The sequence below is a fragment of the Kosakonia sp. Marseille-Q7440 genome, assembly GCF_965119485.1.
In genome coordinates this window covers 343,059-362,988 of sequence record NZ_CBCPLT010000001.1, presented here as the reverse complement: position 1 = coordinate 362,988, position 19,930 = coordinate 343,059, and the positions used below count along the sequence as shown (strand labels likewise).

Genomic DNA, 19,930 nt, shown 5'->3' with positions numbered 1-19,930 from the left:
CTGTGTGTAAGCTGTAGCAGGCTCAATCCGTACCAAAAATGAGGGAAAAACAACAAGAAAAGAGGCAGCACGTTGCAAGTAATCTTTTGATTTATTTACAGGAAATTAACCAGAGGTAACCGATGATTAATCCACCTGCCAGTGAAAAAGACAGAATCAATCCTGTGGTGTTCTACACCTCCGCCGGACTGATTCTGACATTTTCACTTGTCACCATTCTCTATAGCGATCTCGCCGCGGCGTGGATCCAGACCACCGTCAACTGGGTGTCGTCCACCTTTGGCTGGTACTACATGCTGGCCGCCACGCTCTATATCGTCTTTGTCATCTATATGGCCTGTTCCCGCTACGGTGCCATCAAACTCGGGCCAGAGCAGTCAAAACCGGAATTTAGCCTGTTAAGCTGGTCGGCGATGCTGTTTGCCGCCGGGATCGGCATCGATCTGATGTTCTTCTCCGTGGCTGAACCGGTGACGCAGTATATGCAGCCGCCGGAAGGTGCCGGGCAGACGATGGAGGCCGCGCGCCAGGCGATGGTCTGGACGCTGTTCCACTACGGCTTAACCGGCTGGTCGATGTACGCCCTGATGGGGATTGCGCTCGGCTACTTCAGCTACCGCTACAACCTGCCGCTGACCATCCGCTCGGCGCTCTATCCGATTTTTGGTAAACGCATTAATGGCCCGATTGGCCACACGGTGGATATCGCGGCGGTGATCGGCACCATTTTCGGTATCGCCACCACGCTCGGCATTGGCGTTGTGCAGCTTAACTACGGCCTGAAGGTGCTGTTTGATGTGCCGGAAGGATTAACCGCGCAGATGGCGCTGATTGTGCTGTCGGTAGTTATCGCCACCATTTCGGTCACCTCCGGCGTCGATAAAGGTATTCGCATCCTTTCTGAACTGAATGTCGCGCTGGCGCTCGGGCTGATCCTGTTTGTGCTGTTTATGGGCAAAACGGATTTCCTGCTCAACGCGCTGGTGCTGAACGTGGGCGATTACATCAACCGCTTTATGGGCATGACGTTGAACACCTTTGCCTTTGACCGCCCGACGCAGTGGATGAACAGCTGGACGCTCTTCTTCTGGGCCTGGTGGGTGGCGTGGTCGCCGTTTGTCGGCCTGTTCCTTGCGCGTATCTCCCGCGGTCGTACCATCCGCGAGTTCGTGCTCGGTACGCTGATCATTCCGTTTACCTTCACCCTGCTGTGGTTGTCGGTGTTTGGCAACGCCGCACTGTATGAGATCATTCACGGCGATGCCGGTTTTGCCCAGGAAGTGATGGCGCATGCTGAACGCGGCTTCTACAGTCTGCTGGCGCAGTACCCGGCGTTTAAACTGAGCGCCTCGGTTGCCACTATTACCGGCCTGCTCTTTTATGTCACCTCGGCGGACTCCGGCTCGCTGGTGCTGGGTAACTTCACCTCGAAGCTGAAAGATATCAACAGCGATGCGCCGAACTGGCTGCGTATCTTCTGGTCGGTGGCGATTGGCGTGCTGACGATGGGGATGCTGATGACCAACGGCATTTCAGCCCTGCAAAACACCACGGTGATCATGGGTCTGCCGTTCAGCTTTGTGATCTTCTTTGTGATGGCGGGGCTTTATAAGTCGCTGAAGGTGGAAGATCACCGCCGCGCCAGCGCCAGCCGTGAAACCGCGCCCTATATTCCGGCGAGCAACGATCGCCTGAGCTGGAAAAAGCGTCTCTCGCGCCTGATGAACTACCCGGGCACGCGCTATACCCAGCAGATGATGGAGACGGTGATTTACCCGGCGATGCAGGATGTGGCGAAAGAGCTGGAGCTGCGCGGCGCTCGCGTCACGCTGGAGAGTGTGCCTGCGGAGGAGGATAAACCGCTCGGCCACCTCGATTTGCGTGTGCACCTCGGCGAGGAGCAGAACTTTGTTTACCAGGTCTGGCCGCAGCAGTACTCCGTTCCCGGCTTTACCTACCGCGCGCGCAGCGGTAAGTCACACTACTTCCGTCTGGAGACCTTCCTGCTAGAGGGCAGCCAGGGGAATGACCTGATGGATTACAACAAAGAGCAGGTGATTATCGATATTCTCGATCAATATGAACGTCACCTGAACTTTATCCATCTGCACCGCGAAGCGCCCGGCGCAAATATTGTTTATCCGCAGACGTAATGTCATAAGGCCACGTGAGTGGCCTTATTTTTTTCAGGAAGATGAATTTGCGCTAAGGGACAGTGTTTTTAGGAAAAATCTGCAAATACGACTCAGCTTTTCAATTTCATGCGTTGCGCTCTGTATCTGGAGATGTCGATCTGTAAAATGACTTCTTTCATGGAATGGTTGCGGATTGACGTTGCAGGGTAAGGTTGGATATGGATATATTTTTAAAAGCCTTTTATTACCTTTTTGTTGGCGTTGCAGCGACGGCCATCTGTATTACAACTGTCAAAAATTTTATTGATAAAAAAACAGCCAAAAAGATTATGACAGATCCCTGCTATGTTGATGCAACCATTACGGAAATTATGCCGGGCACACCAAGCAGCTATGGGCTCGTCAATATCACGGTCGATTACTCATTTACAGCCATAAACAGCGAGATTTACACGAAAAAAAACGTCCTGAGCGGAATTAAAACGATGGACCTGCCGAAATTCAATGTGGGCTTCACCATCCCCGTTGTTTACCTTAGAAACGATCCGTCAAAAAACATGCTTAATATGAGAAATGCGATAGAGGATCACACGCGGTTTAAATGGAAAAAGAAATTCTGATATTACTGCATAACCAGCTTTCAACTAAAATAATAAGGATTGAAATACAAAATGATGGAATTACTCTCTTATATAATGCCTAAACTTGCATGGATTATACCGCTGGTAATGCTATGCTTCGTTATTTATGTTGCCAGCAACATTAGAGAGCGTCGTATATATGACGAATATATTAAAGAGAATGGTGTTGACGTTGAAGCTATAATGACTGAAGTCACTTACGATCAATACCAACGAATCAACAATCACCTGGTGGCAATACTCACGCTGGAATATAGTTATGAGGGTAAAAAGATCACCTCAAAACGAGGGGTTGTTTTTTGGGTTACTGACCGAGAGAAATTCGTTCCTGGTACGCCAATCAAGATCAGAATCAACCCTGAAAAACCCACTGATTTTTATTACCTGGAATACGAAACCCGTTGATCATTAATAAATTCATGCAAACAAAAAAATATTTTCATTAAAAAAATGAATGATATACTGTACGTGAAAGTTTTTACCATAAACTAAACTTTAAAAGATTATATGGACAATTACCTAAAAGCGATCCCCATAATCCTGGTAACGGTACTAGTTATTGCTATCGTTTACTCGATTATAAGAAGCATATTTGATGGGTTCACTAAAAAGAAAATACTTAGCAACCCTTGTTATATCGATGCAACCATTACGCAGATTATACCGCGTACACCATCGAACCTCGGCATAGTTAGCATCTATGTTGATTACCAATTTACCGCAGAAATGGAGTGAAATATGAGAATAAGAATGTACTCATAAATATCAAAACCATGGATCTTTATAATTACAAGCAGGGTTCAACCATTCCTGTGGTCTATCTTAAAACTGATCCCACTAAAAACATACTCAATATGCGCGATGCAATGCTGGATTATAAAAGACGATAGCCACTATATCTCACAGAATAAGTATCTGTAATACTGGAGAAACAGAACTATCATGATGGAATTTTTATCGACCATTTCACCAAAGTTAGGCTGGATTATCACTGGCGGCATGCTGCTTGTTTTCGTTTATATCGGCATAACTAACTGGCGGAGCCAGTCAAAAGATGCAAAAACAAAACGGAACTGACCTTAAGGCAAATATCGTTGATTTAAAACTTGATGAGCGCCAGGGCCTTAATAATCACCTTACAGCAGCCGTGACGGTGAAATATATTTTTAAGGAAGAGGAAGTTATCGCCAAACGTGGTATTGCTTTCCCGTTTATTGAAAAGGATCAGTTTTTTCCTGGTGCCGAAGTCAATATCCGTGTCGACAATGAGACGGGGAAACACTTCTATTTTAGCGATTACAAAACCTATTAACTCGGTGGTATTGCGGGGCAACTGCCCTCCTGTTTGCTACACACTTTCACCAGCACCTGATGCAACTGCCCGATGGAGAGATCGCGCACCACGGGCTCTGGCTCGCCGCGCAACCAGCGAAAAAAATAGCAGATGCCGAGTAGATCGAGACCTTCGCTTGTAAAGAGGTACTCGTTCTCCTTTAACGAGAAAAGCGAGCGGAAATCTTCTTCCTCCGTTTCAAAACGGACAGCAAAAAACTTCTCTGCTTCTTCAAGAAGCTCAACGCCGTCATCGCCGCAAATACCCAGATCATCTTCCAGCAGCGTGCTTTCATCGATCGCTTTGCGCGTACATCCCGAAAACTCACGCACAAAAGCAATCACCTCTTCTACGCTCGGGCTCACTGTTGCACTCCTCTCGCCCGGCTTTATGGCGCCGGGCGTAATGACTACTGACCTTCAAAGCCGTAATACTGCACCGGATAGCGCTGACCGTTGATCTCCAGATCGCGCCAGGGTTTGCTGACGGTTTTCGGCATACTTTCGCGCAGCGCTTTTTCGGCGTTTTGCGACAGCGTGACGCTGCCCGCCTGACGCCACTCATTGCCCTGATGGGTATAGACCGAGATCCCGGCGTCGTTGCGGTTATAGAGCAGCACTTCCGGCGTGCCGTCGTTGTTCAGATCCTGCATCCAGATCAGGCAGGCGCTGCTATCCACCATGCAGGTGCTCAGCGTGTGATCGACATACTGCGTTTGCGCCTGCCACCAGCTCTCCGGCGGCGCTTCGCTGCCCGCGCGCAGCGGGATGCTTTTCTGTAAGGCGCTAATGTCTTTCTTCGTGCCTTCGTGATAGCCGCCGAGGATTTGCATCAGCATCGCTTGCTGCTGCACCGGATCTTTAAGCCACTGCGGATGCGCCTTCAGCCTCTGCAACGCTTGTTTGCCACGACGCCCGGCGTTGCTTAGCGTGTAGAGATCGCCCTCATCCGCTTTTGCTTTGCCCTCGGCGTATCGCGCCAGCTGATTGTTAACGGTGATGCGCAGCGGATCGACAACCGGCGTATGCAACAAAAACCAGCCGCAGGCTGTTAGTGCCAGCATCAGAACGATAAAGCTGTTCATGTTAGCCGCGCCCTGCGTCCAGGCCCGGCGCTGATAGCGGATCAGCAGCAGAGACCCGATCAACGCAAGAAGCGTAAGGGCCACGCCGTAAACGCGATCCACCGTCCAGCCATATTCGGCGATGCGCAGCCACAGCGCCCAGCCCGCCAGTGCTGCGAGCAGTGGCGTGATCCACTGCGCCACCAGCACCAGACGCGCAATCACCCGCGGCGAACGCGAAGCAGCTGGCGCTTTTTCGCCAACCATGGCGCTGAACGCCAGCATCAGCAGCGTCATGGTCAGCAGCAGTGTCGCGGCGGAGACAGAGGCCGGGATAATCGCCAGCCCGGTAAAGGGCAAGCAGGCCAGAAACAGCAGAGAGATTACCGCATGCAGCGGCAGCAGGACGCTGACCGCAAGCGTCAGCAGGTTACGGAACAGCCCGGCAGCGCCCGGCAGGCGTCGGCAAAAAACGATGCCAGCGGCGACGGCAGCACCCGTCGCCATCGGCGGGAAAAAAGGGGTATCAAAAAAGAGGAGCTCGAACAGCGTGATGCCAATCATGCTGAAGAGTTTGCTCCACAGCAGCAGCACCAGCCAGAACAGCCCGGTCATTACTGCGGTCACGCCCAGGGTGAAGGTGTTGTTCCATAGCGCGCCGGTGATAAAGGCATGTTTATCCGCTTTCTGCCCGGGCGGCGAGCAGAAAGCCGCCAGAAACGGCATCACCAGAGTAAGCAGAAATGTCGATGCACCGAAGTTTGTGCCGTGAAAATCATCGTTCGGCAGCCCGGGGAAGTTCCAGCGCAGCCAGCCGGTCATCAGCGCGATAAACGGCAGCGTCAGCAGCGCGCAGAGCCACGGCTTAACGTCTTTGACGCGATAAAGCGTGAAGGCGAGCACGCTGGCAAACGCGATGGCAAGCGGCGACAGATAAATTGAGTAGTTATCATGCAGCTTAAGCGCGTCCGGCAACGCCCATAGCAGCCCGGCGAGCGTGCCAATGGCGATAATCACCCACCTGGTTTTTGCCGGAAAATCCTCTTTTTGCAACATCGCGGTTCCTTTGCTGTTTGGCTGTGTGAAACGTAGTTATACGCTTATTTTTTCGTCAAAAACCACTACGGGTTTTCGCTGGCTCTTTTCTTGCTCTGCTTTGTACGGCGCACGATCAGGCATTGTCCATGCCAGGGAGAGGAGCGCAATCACTTGTTTGGGTGGGGGTACTCAACAGGATTGCGATAAGCGTGGCCGCAAGGCCACCGCTTACCGGTAAGTTAAGGTAAATGTCGCAGTTGCACTGGCGACACCTGCGCTGACGCGGGGTGACGTCTGGTAATAGCGAGCTTTAAACTGGACGGTCTCGGTGCCGCCGCCGGGCGAGGTGTAGTAAATCCTGCGCTGCCCAAAGCGCACCGCCCGATCGTCGGGCGCGAAATAGAGTTGCACACCGACGCCCGTTGCCGCGATATCGCCGGGCGCGCTGTCCAGCTTCATCACGCCAGGCACGTTTGAGGGATGCTGTTCCGCATCGACCTGAACGTAGATACGGGCGTCTTTATCGCACTCCAGCTCAATCCAGAAATCTTTCCATTCGGTATAGGCGCTGGGGCCATAAAAGTTCGATTTTTCATGGTCGCCCAGCAGCACATAGAGCTCCGGTGTCAGGATCGTGCAGGCCGTGGTGGTAACCGTGTTGGTGCCGCCCAGCATGACATTGGCAAAATAGAAGCGGCTGGCGATTGAGGCGCGAGCCAGCACGCCCGGGGTCAATGTTCCTGGCGTTATCGCGCCGGTTTTGATTAATTCCGCTTTCATACCGGCACCGATATAAACACTGGTATTCGGCGGCACGCGCTGATCGTATGGCAGCTGTTTTCGGGATCCGATATTGGTTAAGCGAATCCCCACACCGGGCAAATTCGTTGCATAAATTCTGTTTCCGATGGCGCTCTGAGTGCGGCACTGGCTCATCTCCCAGCGGTAAATCCAGCTCTCAGTACATCCGGCGATGTTGTTCCCGCCGTTATAGGCACTCGTAACTGCCGTCGCAATCACGATACCGACAGGCGTATCACGTTGTACCGAGACGTTGCCGAAGCTGATGGCATTCCCGATCTCACCCGCCAGATTACTGGCAAAACCGCAGGCGGCCTTCGCGCCGCCGGAGAGGCACCAGAGCGCCAGCAGGCCGGAGAGTGATTTTACGAACCGCGTCATGCCAGACACTCCTGTTCTGTTTCAATTACCGGGCTGTTGCCGACGTTGTCCGGCAGCCGAAAATGGACTTCACACTGCTGATCCGCGTTCCATTTCACTTTGAGTTTTCCCTCCTCCGGCACGCCCGCGAGATAGACCACGCCGTCGTCGCCGACGATGCCGCTGCTCCCCTCTTTAAGCGTTGCCTGAGCGCCGAACGGCACAGGCCGTCCCAGATAAGAGAGCTTCATCAACACGCGCCACCCGACACGGGTGTTGAAGTTCGCCATCACCACGGCACCTTGCGTCGGGGTAACGGTTTGCACTGCGCTCTCGATATCCACCTCATCGCCAAGGGTAGTGGTATCGAGCACCAGGCGGTTTTTCCGGTACGGCGTGACATAAGGCACAACCGCATAGCCACGCCGGTCGGTGTAGAGACCGGTATTGTTCTGCACTTTCGCATCACGAGCGTCCGGCGCTTTCAGCACGGCCAGCGTCTGGCCCAGCGGCTGGGAGAGAGTTATGCCGTGCGGATGAGCGACAACGCCGCCTTTCAGGCCGTAGTTAATCTGTTGATAGTGCGCGTCATAGTTGTAGCCGCCGCTTATCTCCCCCTGCCCGCCTTTGTAACCGGCGCTGAGACTCCCCGCACTGCCCGTGCCGTGATGCGTGTGGCTCTGCTGGATGCTATAGCTCAGATTGTTGTCGGCAAGGGTCGTGCCGCTAAGCCCCACCTGCTGGCGGGTGTCGCCGTGCCGTGCACTGTTCAGGCTGTAGCTCGCCCACGCGTTGGGCAGAAAACGGCTGAGCGGCACCTGAACGCTGAAGGCCAGCTGTTGTTCTGCGGGCTGTACGCGAGCCGGATAGGTGTTATAGCTGTAGGCGAGGTTGTAACTGATGCCACTGAAATTACCGCTCCAGCCGGTGCTGAGCGTGCGTTCGTAGCCCTCCTCCTGCCAGAAACTCTGCTGATAACCGGAGAGATAAAGCGAGCCGTAATCGCCCACGCTCTGGCTGAGATCGAGCTGAAGCTTCTGCCGCTTATTGTGGCCCTCCACGCGCCGATCGTTCGCCTCCTGAAAGGTGTAAAACCCGGCGGTTGAGTAGCGGTACGCCGCAAGGGTGAAGCGGGTATCGGTGGCCTGAAAATCCTTTGCATATTGCAGCCGGTAGGAGTGGCCGTGGTGAGCGTCGTTGCGGCTCAACCTGCTCTGGGCAACCGACATATCGGCGGACAACGAGCCGAGATCGCCAAGCCCAAAACCGAGCCCCGCCGCCCCGGCGTGGTAATTTTGCGCTGCGATCGCGCCGCCAAAAAGGGTAACGGCGCGCGGCAAGCCGTAGATGGCTGTCGCCTGACCGAAGGCTGGCTCATCGCTGCTTCTGTTGCCGCTGCGATACTTCCCGGCAGTCAGGGCATACTTCAGGCGACCTTCGCGCTGCATAATCGGCACTGCCGAGAAGGGCTGGGTAAAAGTGCGTTCGCTGCCGTCCGCCTCTTTGATGGTGACAGTGAGATCGCCGCTGCCGGAAGTGGGATAGAGATCGCGGATAACAAACGCCCCGGGCGCGACGTAGCTCTGGTAGATGATGTAGTCATTCTGCCTGATGGTCACTTGCGCACTGGAGTGGGCGATGCCGCGGATCACCGGGGCAAAGCCGCGCAGGCTGTCCGGCAGCATGTTGTCGTCAGAGGCAAGCTGCGCACCGCGAAACTGCACGCTGTCGAAGATCTCCGACGATGTGTAGCTGTCGCCGAGGGTCAGTTGCCCTTTCAGCGTTTTGATGTTGCGTTGCAGATAGGTGTTAATCGACGCCCAGCGGCTGCCGTGGTCGCTGGCGTAATGCCCGGTCGAGTCGTTACGCAGCCGCCACGCCCCGAGATTGACCCCGCTTTGCAGGCTGGCGTAGTAGCTGTCGCGCGAGCCCTTGCCCACGTCAAGCCAGCGATGGCTGCCGCTGAGGTTGTAGTTCAGCAGCGCGGCAGTGACTCCCTCGTCCCACTCGGTGGGATCGACATCGCCTCTGGCGCGCGCATCCATCGCCGCCTGCGGCAGGCTGACGTTTAGCCTTAACTGGCTGAACCGCAGTTCGGCGGCGGCCATCGGGATGTAATGGCCGATATCCTCAAGCGGTGCCTCCGGCGACAGCGCCGCCAGCTCGGGAAAGGCGTCGGTTTTCACTCCCCAGCTTCGCAGCATCGCGGGCGTGATCTGCGCATGCAGACGCTTGTCCGCACCCGCGATAAAAGCAATATCCTGCGCCTCCCCCTGCTTTTCACCATTCACATAGACGGTCACGCGGTAGGTACCCGGAAGCTGACCGTCCGGTTCAGCAAAGAAGGCGAGATCGGCCACCGGCTGGCCTGGGTTATCAAGCTCCAGCGCATGAAGATTAAACATCTCGCGCGCGTCCGCATGGCGCAGGTAGCCGGGCAGCAGCAGCACTATCGGCACCAGCGCCGGTAAAAACGCCCGCTGCCGCGAAGTCGGCATTTTCATTACCTTCCCCTCAGAGCGGCCGATGTTCAACCCGGCTGACGCCGCCGTAATCGCTGATCGCCTGCCAGCTGACGCGCGATACCACTGCCGAGGGCAGCGTAAAGCTGGCGTTGCCCAGGGGCGGCACCATATCAACGTCCTTAACCTCGGTTCCGTCCACTTTCAGGGTGAAGAGCGTGACGTAATAGGGCGTGGGATTGGTGACGGTCAGGCGATTGCCGCGGTGCGTGAACCGCAGATTTTGATAAGCGCTTCCCGGCTCGCCCGGCAGCCCGCCGGGGCGGTAGAAAAGCTTGATGCGCGATTTGATCACCACCTGCAACATGTTGGTGCGCGCAACGCTGTCATCCATGGCGGGAATCGATTTAACGTTCAGCCAGAACACCGATTCGCGATCCTGCGCCAGCGCGCCGCCGGTGCGGATGATGCGCAGCAGGTTCTCTTCATCCGCGTTGATGCGAAACAGCGGCGGCGTGACGATAAAGGGCGCTTTGCGACCCTGCTCACCGCTATCGACCCAGCTCTGCACCAGATAGACATTTGATTTATTCGGGTTGCGGATGGAGAGCGAGGCCTCTTTTTTATCACCGTTATAAATAACGCGCGTCCCACCAATCACGATCCCGGCCTCTGCCGACCCGCAAAGCAGAGCCAGCAGCAACGCCAGCACAACATGCAGATGCCTGTTCATCTTCTTCTCTCCGGAGACAACATCCTTGTTATGCGGAGATACACCGTTAATGTGTATCTCCGCGTCAGTCGGGCATTAGCGGTAGTTCAGGGTGAACTGCGAGGTGGCGTTAGCCGTACCGGTGGTGACCGTCGTGCCGGTCGAGACATAGCGAGCGGTGAAGTCCAGCGTGTTGCTGCCTTCATCGAGGGTGTAATCGCCCGAGGCCGAGTAGAGCGGAATGGCAGAGCCATTTTTATCGGCGATTTCGATCCCGACGCCGCTCGCAACGTTACTTCCGCTGTCCAGCGACAACAGGCGCTGATTTACGGCATGCGCGGTGCCGTCGAATTTCACTTTCAGCGCGGTGACGGTGTCGGGGCAATCATTGAGCGTAATGCTGAAGTGTGTCGGGGCCGCTTTCAACCCGGCAGAGCCGTTGAGCGTTGTCACGGAGACTTTGCCTAAATCAACGTTCATGCTTTGCGAACCGCTGTCGACCGCACAGGTCTGGTCAGTGATGCTGCCGGTGAAGTAGATGGTGCCGTCTGCGGCCTGCGCCGTGCCGGCAAGCCCTATCCAGACGATAAAAGCCGTGTTTGCTAACCGCATTTTCATTTTCTTCTCCTTGATAAAAATGACGCAGAGCTATGCCCTGCTCTACAACGGCGGCGAAAAAATCTGCTTCAGACTTTCCCGTTAGTGCCAGAGTGGTGAGTTCAGCGGAAGATTTTTAAAAACAGAGGAAGGCAGCATAAAACGTCAGGGAACGCGCTTTTTGGCAAGATAAGAGAGATAAAATAACGGGACGTTGAGAAGATAACACTGGCAACGTGAACAACTGGATCACGTTGCCAGTAAAGGTTAATGCATTATTACGACGTGCTTGCAAAAAATAACGATTTAAAAACAGCAAGATAACGTCTTGCCTGAAGAGGCATCAGAAAAATTTTGACTCTACCCTAAATTTTTCTGATACTACTTTGCGTTTTGGCACTAAATGGTTGATTTTGCGAAACATCTCCCCAGACATTCAAAAACCGCTGCGTGTTGGTGGCCGTGTAGATCACCGTATGCCGGATGTTCCGGTGCCCGAGATAATCCTGTATCAGACGCGTATCACGCCCCAAATCCGCCAGCGCGTAACCGCATCCGTGCCGCAACATGTGCGGATGAGCGGAGATGCTGATTCCCCCCAGTTCGCCATAGCGTTTAAGCAGCAACCGCACCTGATGACGCGAGAGCGGCCCGCCTTTTTGCGAGAGGAAGAGCCAGTCGCTGTCCGCGTCCCGCCAGCGGCGACGCTCGTTCAGCCAGCGCGTCAGCGCAGGCAGTTCGGTATCAAACAGCGGATGCTGCGTGGAGAGGCTGTTCTTGAGCCGCCGGACGTAGACCGACCGCCCGACCAGATCGATATCGGATAAGCGCATATCGCACAGTTCGCTGACGCGCAGCCCGTGTAAAAAACACATCTGGATGAGGCAGTAATCCCGTGCAAAGTGCAGCCCCCGGTCTGTTGCCAGCAATATTTGCCTCACCTCGTGGCGAGTCAGGTGTTTTCTCTTAACTGACATTGTCTTACTCCTTACTTAAAAAAGGGGAATAAAATCAGGCCAGTACCGTGAATGTAGCCCGGCCTGAATCCAGCGACAGGATAGCATTTTGAAAAGGGGGAGTTGGGGAGGAATTTTTTTGTGGGGGGCCGCCAAGAACAAACATTAAATTCAAACGCAAAGAGAAAGTACAGTCTGTGGTGACTTATGCAGAGCTACGTCTCTCGTCAGGCTGGATAATAATAAATTGATGAATGACACCCACCAGCGTGGTAACAAAGATCTGAGTAATAGCCCAGGCAAACGGTGTTTCAGCAAGGCTCCAACACTTTGAAGCCTTACAATAACCTTCATGTCATTAGCGCATTAGATTCAATTGCTACTGTTTTTACTGTCAACGACGGCTCATGCATGCCCTGCAACTTAAACTCATACTGTGGTTCCAGCCCTGCCTGAGCAGGATAAATCAGTTGCACATGGGGAACGTTATAGCGCCCGGCATAAGCATAAAGTTGATAGATATCGGTATTGGAAACACCAAGCTTGCGATCTTTTTGACTTAATAATTTCCATTTAGTATCGGCGATCAGTTGAGGGACCTCGTTATCATCAACGAAAGCGATATCAGGCCTTAACTGGAATTGTGGAAGATCGCCCTCACGCATTGCCAGGTATCTGCGCGGCCCCTGAGTACGAAGGTGCCATCCCTGCTGGTGAGCCCAGGGTTTTAATTTTTCCGCAACCCACGCTTCAAACAGCCGGTTCATATCAAATAACAAGGAGAATAATGGGGTTCTACCAGCTAATATATCCGGCTTTATCGCAGTGATAAATAGTCGGCACTGCTCAAGTACAGGTTGGAATCTTTGGCTAATGCGATCGCATTTAAGTAAGTTAAACAATTGCAAAGTAATAGGTACATCACGAACACCATCGAAATGCATTAGCAAATCATTAATTTGCTTCCTGACTCTGCCAGAGCGAGTCAAGGGCGCAAGCAGCTTCAGAGTAAAGCGGAGAATTTGATTTAACAGTATGTCTTCACTGAACTCATCGAAACGGCAATAGAGCCGCTCTTTATGAAATACGTTATGCCGTATATGCTGTGGAATAATCAAGCGTCCACGCATAACCGAGATATTCTCTTCTTGCTCAATATAATTGCGTAATTTTCCCTGAAGTATCTGCGCATGAAGATCTTGGCAAAAGTGTTGAATAAAGATATCCAACAGCTCCATACGGTGTGTATTGACGCCAGTCTGAGCACCTTTATATGTGCGTATCAGCCGCGCGGAATATAACATTTGAACTAATGCTGCCCTACAGGATTCTGGTTTGTCTTCTTTGCCATGAATTTTTGGCAAGATCTCCAGTGTCAGATCATCCAACTGAATTACGCCACAAAATTGAGCGAAGCGAACCGATTGATGTCCCCAGCTAAATGTACCAGTAGGAAGCTCAGAGGATAATTTTTCCAGCAATTGGGCATGATGTATGCCCAATGCTCGCTGCTTAATGGCTCTTTCCGCAATAATTGGCAGAGCACTATGCTCAATCACCGATAAGATCTCACCCACAGCTTAATCCTCGTAGATTTTGCGTAGCGAGTCGGGAGTAATTTCTGGTGCTGATGACACCCTGTATTCAACGACCTCTTCAAAATCATCATGGGTAAAACCAAATACGTTCGCACTTGTCAATCTGACATGCTTTATTAACGGCGCTTCTACCAGCTTGCCTGTAGCGTCAACATCCCTAAAAACAAGCTGAATTCTATGCCAGTCCTCGTAAAAGTACTCCTGCAGCAAGGGAATAAACTGATTCAGGAAGACTGCTTTAAGCTGAGTAAGATTAGTTACCGGACAAAGGTAAGCATGACCAAGCATAAGGTCACGACTTAGAAGGAAACGAATACGATGATTCATGGCATCCAGTAGCTTACGCAGATTAACAGGGCGACCATCGTCATCAACAATATTACCTTCGCCATCAGTACCCGCAATTTTGCTGCTATCAGGCATAAGTTCTTTAAAACGGAAACGGCGACGTAAAGCAGTATCCAGCAGGGCAATTGAACGATCCGCGGTGTTCATGGTGCCGTAGATATCCAGATTGGCGGGTACCCCAAAAGCTTCTCGGGAATACGGCAACGTAATGCGCATTCCTTTATCACCGTTAATACGTTTGTCAGGTTCTATCAGAGTAATTAACTCCCCGAAGATTTTTGCAACATTGCCACGATTGATTTCATCGATAAAAATGGCATAGCGGTGTGCAGGATCGGCTTCAGCACGTTGGCAGATACGACGAAATACGCCATCCTGTGGTGAATAACTTAACTCACCACTCTCTTCATCCAGCTCAGGCCGAATCCCCTCCACAAAATCCTCATAGCTGTATGCCTGATGAAAAGTGACAAATTCGTAGCGGCTGATCGCTTTATTACTACCTGCTTGCTTTTCTAATGATGAAACGAGCGCAACAAGCTCAGCACACTCTTCTCGAGCTTCAGCAAGTAGAAACCATGTGCTGTCGCTATTCTTATCGAAAAGATAAGGAGCCGTACGGCGTTCAAACTTTACAGTTTTGGAATCAGGCGCTGCATGATTTTGCAGCGTGGACCATATTGTCTGATGTAAATTCCTGCTTCTTTCAAGCGCAGCTGCTTTAGTTTGAACAAACTCATGCTCGCGGATAGCCGACACTTTCGCCCTGCCATTTAAATCCACAAGCGCCATAAATATGACATCACACCAGGACTTATCGGCGAGTTGCTCAGTTAGCCACTGTTCGCGTGTGAGAGCCTGAGCCTGACTGACATACTTCGTTTTTAATGCGTTTAATTCGTAGGTTTTCCCCGTGCCTGGAGGGCCAAAAAGAATTAAATTCAGCGGCTCAGGAATGTCAGGTTGCGAAATAACTTCATCGATCGGCGCTTTTTGGGTGGGTAGTGCAATTGGGTCTGCGTTTACCTGCCAGATTTCAGATAAAGGAGGAACATAAAAATCGAGATTCTGGCTTTGCTGCTTTTCTTCTTGCTCATGCCTTATTTCAAGCAATACTTTGTCCATCGTCACCGCTGAAAAATCACCCTTATGCTGTGGTTTAAAAGCGCGAATAATGGTTCTGCGATCGTTATTGCTAAATATGCGTTCAAAAGATTCCGGGAAAAGCATAAATAACAGCATATGTCGGAACTGACGGCTGGCATTTTCAGGGATAGCAGTTAGCCACTCTGCAAAGGCGAAACCATCACTCAAGCGTGCTTCACGTTCCGAAGATGGCATTGCTAACAGCGACTTAAGGACATTTGTAAGGTAAGCAAACTCTCGTGCGCGAAAAGTGTTAAATCCTGTACCTGCGCTACCGACCCCATTAAGCACATCATCCTGAAGCAAAGGGTGAGCATCATTTAGCGGTTCACCGGAAAGTGACCAAACAGCCAGGATTTGCTCACGTTTGGTTCTAATACTGATATTGCTGGGGCAAAGAAAGAGCAGCCAGAGCATTTCCGCGGTAAGCTGTTTTGCTTCTGGTGAGATGCTGGCTAACTGCTCCGTTAAACGGTGCATAAAGTTGCCTTCCAGCTCTAGTTGGCTGTTTACAACATCATTTTCGATTTCGGCCAGGTACTGGCTCTTCCAGAGGTTTTTATCACTAAAAATCGAACCACTATTTATAAGGCAACGTTGCCGCCACACATTGGCAGCGTTCAAAATATGCTCTGATTTATCTTCACCGGTGTAGCGGCTCATCCTTGTTACCTCTTATCTGATCATAAAGTAATTAAAAGCTTACTAACCTATGTCGTCCAAACCCCATAACATGAACCTACTTATAAAGCTGCGAATACACTTATTCACTTCTGAAAGCTAAAACATACTCAATTATGCACTATGCGCTTCGTTCAGAATGGAGATGAGTCAACTTACTGATAATTTTGCTTGAACTAGCGTGGACAATCCAGACACTTCCAGGTCTACCTACAGCTGTAAACGCCTCTGCCCTGTCGTTTGCGCAGAGAATGATCTTGTTGGCACATTAACTTTGCATGGAAATGGTATTACGCAACTTTAGCGATAACGTCTCTTTCCAGTTAGGAAATATGGCACTGGCCTGTCAGAAAGAGAATGTTGCCAATAATGAAGAGAGCTGGGCCACGGATGTGCTGTTGGAGGTGATCGCTTCCTGATGGACTGCTCCCGGTGCTGTACCGGGAGCAGTTCTGCATTCAGGCGACTTTCTGTTTACCGGAAATCACGCCTATAAACTCCTGCACCTGCTTCTGTTTCCGCGCTGAAAGCTTGCAGGCCCGGCGCAGCGACTGCATCAGTTCGCTCTCTTGAGGAGCGGGTTGCCGGGCGGTGAGCACAATACAGCCATCCATTACTTTCACATCGACTCCCGTACCGCTGTTAAAACCGGCGGCTTCCAGCCACTGCCCTTTCATAATGATGGCGGGAATACGGCTGTAATCCGGATAGCGGCTCGCATAAGTTACGGTCAGTTGACGGTTATTTGCCGGGGAGACTTCAGGTTCAAACGGTTGTGCAATAGAATGCGTGTCAGTCATGATTGCTATTCTCTGTAAATAGTGATTGTGATGAGCGGTGCGGGTGTGTTGCAGCACATCCGCATCGCGCTAAAAACCTGAACATATCACCAATAAACAGAAATAAAGTCCAGACAAAAACAGGATAAAATAAGAAGATTCTGAAGCTATTTAAATATTAAGAAGTGAGATTTATTTTTTGAGAAATAATAAAAAGCGCATCTGAAAGATGCGCCATAAAAATACTAATCAGGATTTTTTACGCGAGCCTTTTTTATCCCCGCTGGCTGCGCGTTCAGCTTTGATTTTCTCCAGCAACGCGGCGGCGCTGTTTTCTCCGCTGATTAAATCCGGGTTTTCGGCCCGCCATTGGGCGGTAAGTTCACCACGGAACGCTTTTGCCAGAATGGATTGCGTCAGGTTATTGACGCGGGCTAAGGCGTTGTTGACCTGTTTTTCTATGGCGTCGGCGTAGGCGAAGAGTTGCTCGACACGGCGAACGATTTCGGTTTGTTCTTTTACTGGAGGTAATAAAACAACTTGGGATTTGATATCTTTTCCTGAAATACCTTTTTGACCAGAAGTTGTTTTCACGCAGTTCATCATTGCATTTCGTGCTGAGGGGGATGAAAAAAATATTTCGATATATTCTGGTAAAGCATCTTTGGTTAATCGAGCTCGAATAAGTTTATCGGGATATAGCAAATTTTGATGTTGTAATTTTTTCAACAACCCACAAACACCAACAAATTCTAAACTTCCGTTATAGCGAGTAAATAAAAGATCTCCATCTTGTAATTTGTGGCGGTTTAGTTCAGTTTCTGAACATTCTAGAAACCGAATATCGTTTTGATCTACATGGCCAGCACGTACAGAACTAATGCGTAGTATTGGATGACCAACACCACTTTCATTTGGCTTTGATGAAAGACCATTACGTAATTCAGTTAAGATAGATTCAAAGTTTAACTTCTTAAATACAGAATGTTGCGGCTCAAAATTACGCCATTTTTCTGTCAATTTTCCATTAACTGCGACCCCCAATACCGCCTGACGAAAACGTTTCAGGATTTGTGGGATTTGCTCAAGACGTGCTTTCGTGCTGTCTACCTGCGCCAGCAGCGTATCGAGTTTTTCAGCGATGATTTTTTGTTCGGCAAGTGGCGGAAGTGGCATTTTAAGAGCTGAGTACTCTTTGAATTTAAGATTCCTCAAATTGTTACTCCCACTTTGATATTTTGTAACTTCACCAGAGTTATAAAAAAACTCCAAATAACGATTAACAAAAACAGCGTTAATATTATTGCTTAGCCTAACCAATCGTAGGAAATTTGTACAAACCAGCGGTAGCTTATGTTGGCTAAAGACTTTTTCATCTATCAACACAGTTCGACCGACTGGCTGATCAGGGCCTCCCCCAGATATTTCGATTAAAATATCATTTTTCAATAATTTACGATTTGAGAGGCTAGAGCATTTTACTTTTCTGATAACAGCAGTTTTACCGAAATCTCTTTTCCAGTTTTTGAATTCAGCACCACGTATACAGGCTACAGATTCGTATTCCTGGTCAATGAAATCTGGATCTTTACCCCAATCTCCACCAATGATGTGAATTGATACTATTTCCAAAGACGCATTGCCCCAGTCCGAGGGATACAATGTTGATTTCATTCCTTCACCCCACCAAATGCTTCTTGCAGCAACTGACGCTGCGCATCCGCCTCATCGCTCGCCCCCAGTTCACGCATCAGCGCATCCAGTTCACCCATTGCCTGTACCAGTTCGCCCATCGCTTCTGCTGCTAACACATCCGGTTCCGGCAGGCTGTCGGCGTCGATGCTGTCTTTATCTTTCAGCCAGGAGATATCCAGTGAATCGGATTTCGCGGTGCGGATCCATTCTCGGCTGAACTTGCGCCAGCGGCTGGTAGCCAGATGCTGATCGGTGTTTTTGTTCTCTTCGCTGTCGGCAACTTCCGTCTCTTCAGCGTTAAAACTCCATTCACCTTCAGTACGAGGGCTTAAACCGTGAGGTTCTTCGCCATAAACGCGCTCAAACGGCTGCAAATGTTCGTCGGTAAACGGTGTGCGCTTGCCGAAGCTCGGCATATTGGTGCGCAGGTCATACACCCACACGTCATCGGTACAGTTCTTATCCTGATTCGGGTTCGCCACCGTGCCTTTGGTAAAGAAAAGCACGTTAGTTTTCACGCCCTGGGCGTAAAAAATACCGGTCGGCAGACGCAGAATGGTGTGCAGATGGCACTTATCCATCAGGTCACGACGAATATCGGTACCTTTGCCGCCTTCAAACAGGACGTTATCCGGCACCACTACCGCCGCACGACCGCCGGGGTGCAGCGTTTCGATAATATGCTGCATAAAGCAGAGCTGTTTGTTGCTGGTCGGGTGAACAAAGGTGCGGGTAATGTTGGTGCCCGCCGCACTGCCAAACGGCGGGTTGGTGGCAACAATATGTGCCTTCGGCAATGTTTCGCCATCGCTACCCAGCGTATTACCCAGACGGATGGCACCGCCGTGGTCGAGATTACCTTCAATATCGTGTAGCAGGCAATTCATCAGCGCCAGGCGGCGGGTGCCGGGCACCAGCTCAAGGCCGATAAACGCGCGATGGATCTGGAAATCCTGGGTATCGCCATCAAGGTCATCCAGATCGTTGGTCTGCGACTTAACGTAGCGGTCGGCTTCAATCAGAAAGCCCGCCGTTCCCGCAGCCGGGTCCTGCACCACTTCGCGCGGCTGGGGTTTTAGCAGCTGGATAATGGTTTTGATTAGCGGACGCGGGGTAAAGTATTGACCCGCGCCAGACTTGGTTTCGTTGGCGTTCTTCTGCAACAGCCCTTCGTACATATCCCCGAAGTCATCGCGAGATTTGCCGTGCGCGCCGTTGTACCAGTCCAGCGAATCCATATTGCTGACCAGCTCGGTCAACTGTTTCGGCTGGGTAATGGTGGTATTGACGTTCTGGAACACCGCCTGCACCAGCTTTTGGTTATCGGCACCGAGGTGAACCAGCAGGTTACGGTAGAACTGCAACTGTTCCTGGCCAATGCGGGATTTCAGATCATCCCAGCGGTAACCTTTTGGCAGGTAGTCAGCCTCCTGCCCGGTCTCTTTACACATTTTCAGAAACAGCAGCGAGGCGAGTTCATTAACGTAGTTTTGATAGGAGACGCCGCCATCGCGCAGGTTGTCGCACAGCTTCCACAGCTTGGCGACCAGATCGTTATTGTTCATTGAGGGTTCCGTAAATAAAC

Annotated in this window: 17 protein-coding genes; 5 read left to right on the top strand and 12 right to left on the bottom strand. The window is 51.2% G+C overall.

Annotation, left to right across the window (positions count from 1 at the left end; translation table 11 throughout):
- Positions 1-122 precede the first annotated feature (122 nt).
- The 4 genes from ACWPW2_RS01625 to ACWPW2_RS01610 all read left to right on the top strand — a co-directional run bounded on the left by ACWPW2_RS01625 (position 123) and on the right by ACWPW2_RS01610 (position 4,088).
- Positions 123-2,153, top strand: coding sequence for a choline transporter (locus ACWPW2_RS01625; protein WP_023480491.1), 2,031 nt, complete (start codon positions 123-125; stop codon positions 2,151-2,153).
- Positions 2,154-2,353: 200 nt separating this feature from the next.
- Entirely contained in the window at positions 2,354-2,755 is a 402-nt protein-coding gene (locus ACWPW2_RS01620) for a hypothetical protein (RefSeq protein ID WP_454121392.1), read from the top strand.
- A 51-nt stretch (positions 2,756-2,806) separates the two neighbouring features.
- On the top strand, positions 2,807-3,181 hold the full coding sequence (locus tag ACWPW2_RS01615; RefSeq protein WP_454121390.1) for a hypothetical protein: 375 nt from the start codon (positions 2,807-2,809) through the stop codon (positions 3,179-3,181).
- Between the two features lie 649 nt (positions 3,182-3,830).
- Complete coding sequence (locus ACWPW2_RS01610) at positions 3,831-4,088, top strand: hypothetical protein (protein WP_454121389.1); 258 nt, start codon at positions 3,831-3,833, stop codon at positions 4,086-4,088.
- Here ACWPW2_RS01610 and ACWPW2_RS01605 read toward each other — a convergent pair.
- The 9 genes from ACWPW2_RS01605 to ACWPW2_RS01565 all read right to left on the bottom strand — a co-directional run bounded on the left by ACWPW2_RS01605 (position 4,085) and on the right by ACWPW2_RS01565 (position 15,853).
- On the bottom strand, positions 4,085-4,474 hold the full coding sequence (locus tag ACWPW2_RS01605; protein ID WP_454121387.1) for a hypothetical protein: 390 nt from the start codon (positions 4,472-4,474) through the stop codon (positions 4,085-4,087). The genes ACWPW2_RS01610 and ACWPW2_RS01605 overlap by 4 nt on opposite strands.
- Positions 4,475-4,518: 44 nt before the next feature.
- Entirely contained in the window at positions 4,519-6,228 is a 1,710-nt protein-coding gene (locus ACWPW2_RS01600) for a DUF4153 domain-containing protein (protein WP_454121386.1), read from the bottom strand.
- A 210-nt stretch (positions 6,229-6,438) separates the two neighbouring features.
- Complete coding sequence (locus ACWPW2_RS01595) at positions 6,439-7,392, bottom strand: fimbrial protein (protein ID WP_454121385.1); 954 nt, start codon at positions 7,390-7,392, stop codon at positions 6,439-6,441.
- Complete coding sequence (locus ACWPW2_RS01590; protein ID WP_454121384.1) at positions 7,389-9,875, bottom strand: fimbria/pilus outer membrane usher protein; 2,487 nt, start codon at positions 9,873-9,875, stop codon at positions 7,389-7,391. Before ACWPW2_RS01590 ends, ACWPW2_RS01595 begins: the two co-directional genes overlap by 4 nt.
- Positions 9,876-9,885: 10 nt before the next feature.
- Positions 9,886-10,566: a fimbrial biogenesis chaperone gene (locus tag ACWPW2_RS01585; RefSeq protein WP_454121383.1), complete on the bottom strand. Its 681-nt coding sequence runs from the start codon at positions 10,564-10,566 to the stop codon at positions 9,886-9,888.
- Between the two features lie 75 nt (positions 10,567-10,641).
- Positions 10,642-11,163, bottom strand: coding sequence for a fimbrial protein (locus tag ACWPW2_RS01580; RefSeq protein WP_413311719.1), 522 nt, complete (start codon positions 11,161-11,163; stop codon positions 10,642-10,644).
- A gap of 344 nt (positions 11,164-11,507) precedes the next feature.
- Entirely contained in the window at positions 11,508-12,119 is a 612-nt protein-coding gene (locus tag ACWPW2_RS01575; RefSeq protein ID WP_042713977.1) for a tyrosine-type DNA invertase, read from the bottom strand.
- Between the two features lie 329 nt (positions 12,120-12,448).
- On the bottom strand, positions 12,449-13,675 hold the full coding sequence (locus ACWPW2_RS01570) for an McrC family protein (protein WP_454121382.1): 1,227 nt from the start codon (positions 13,673-13,675) through the stop codon (positions 12,449-12,451).
- Positions 13,676-13,678: 3 nt separating this feature from the next.
- Positions 13,679-15,853: an AAA family ATPase gene (locus tag ACWPW2_RS01565; protein WP_454121380.1), complete on the bottom strand. Its 2,175-nt coding sequence runs from the start codon at positions 15,851-15,853 to the stop codon at positions 13,679-13,681.
- 296 nt (positions 15,854-16,149) lie between these two features.
- Here ACWPW2_RS01565 and ACWPW2_RS01560 point away from each other — a divergent pair, with 296 nt between their 5' ends.
- Positions 16,150-16,290: a hypothetical protein gene (locus tag ACWPW2_RS01560; RefSeq protein WP_454123668.1), complete on the top strand. Its 141-nt coding sequence runs from the start codon at positions 16,150-16,152 to the stop codon at positions 16,288-16,290.
- 39 nt (positions 16,291-16,329) lie between these two features.
- Here the strand turns inward: ACWPW2_RS01560 and symE are convergent, their stop codons facing one another.
- From symE to hsdM, 3 genes are all read right to left on the bottom strand, one after another.
- The gene (symE, locus tag ACWPW2_RS01555) at positions 16,330-16,671 is read right to left on the bottom strand and encodes an endoribonuclease SymE (protein ID WP_319551384.1); all 342 of its coding nucleotides are present in this window, start codon (positions 16,669-16,671) and stop codon (positions 16,330-16,332) included.
- Positions 16,672-16,899: 228 nt separating this feature from the next.
- A complete protein-coding gene (locus ACWPW2_RS01550; RefSeq protein ID WP_454121378.1) occupies positions 16,900-18,324 on the bottom strand; it encodes a restriction endonuclease subunit S in 1,425 nt (474 codons plus the stop codon).
- Positions 18,321-19,910 (bottom strand): type I restriction-modification system methyltransferase, encoded by a 1,590-nt coding sequence (hsdM, locus tag ACWPW2_RS01545; RefSeq protein ID WP_454121377.1) that lies wholly within the window; start codon positions 19,908-19,910, stop codon positions 18,321-18,323. Before hsdM ends, ACWPW2_RS01550 begins: the two co-directional genes overlap by 4 nt.
- Positions 19,911-19,930 lie beyond the last annotated feature (20 nt).

Coding starts and splice junctions, on each gene's coding strand:
- ACWPW2_RS01625 (WP_023480491.1), top strand. CDS start 123: ATGATTAATCCACCTGCCAGTGAAAAAGACAGAATCAATCCTGTGGTG.
- ACWPW2_RS01620 (WP_454121392.1), top strand. CDS start 2,354: ATGGATATATTTTTAAAAGCCTTTTATTACCTTTTTGTTGGCGTTGCA.
- ACWPW2_RS01615 (WP_454121390.1), top strand. CDS start 2,807: ATGATGGAATTACTCTCTTATATAATGCCTAAACTTGCATGGATTATA.
- ACWPW2_RS01610 (WP_454121389.1), top strand. CDS start 3,831: ATGCAAAAACAAAACGGAACTGACCTTAAGGCAAATATCGTTGATTTA.
- ACWPW2_RS01600 (WP_454121386.1), bottom strand. CDS start 6,228: ATGTTGCAAAAAGAGGATTTTCCGGCAAAAACCAGGTGGGTGATTATC.
- ACWPW2_RS01595 (WP_454121385.1), bottom strand. CDS start 7,392: ATGACGCGGTTCGTAAAATCACTCTCCGGCCTGCTGGCGCTCTGGTGC.
- ACWPW2_RS01590 (WP_454121384.1), bottom strand. CDS start 9,875: ATGAAAATGCCGACTTCGCGGCAGCGGGCGTTTTTACCGGCGCTGGTG.
- ACWPW2_RS01585 (WP_454121383.1), bottom strand. CDS start 10,566: ATGAACAGGCATCTGCATGTTGTGCTGGCGTTGCTGCTGGCTCTGCTT.
- ACWPW2_RS01580 (WP_413311719.1), bottom strand. CDS start 11,163: ATGAAAATGCGGTTAGCAAACACGGCTTTTATCGTCTGGATAGGGCTT.
- ACWPW2_RS01575 (WP_042713977.1), bottom strand. CDS start 12,119: ATGTCAGTTAAGAGAAAACACCTGACTCGCCACGAGGTGAGGCAAATA.
- ACWPW2_RS01565 (WP_454121380.1), bottom strand. CDS start 15,853: ATGAGCCGCTACACCGGTGAAGATAAATCAGAGCATATTTTGAACGCT.
- ACWPW2_RS01560 (WP_454123668.1), top strand. CDS start 16,150: ATGGAAATGGTATTACGCAACTTTAGCGATAACGTCTCTTTCCAGTTA.
- symE (WP_319551384.1), bottom strand. CDS start 16,671: ATGACTGACACGCATTCTATTGCACAACCGTTTGAACCTGAAGTCTCC.
- ACWPW2_RS01550 (WP_454121378.1), bottom strand. CDS start 18,324: ATGAAATCAACATTGTATCCCTCGGACTGGGGCAATGCGTCTTTGGAA.
- hsdM (WP_454121377.1), bottom strand. CDS start 19,910: ATGAACAATAACGATCTGGTCGCCAAGCTGTGGAAGCTGTGCGACAAC.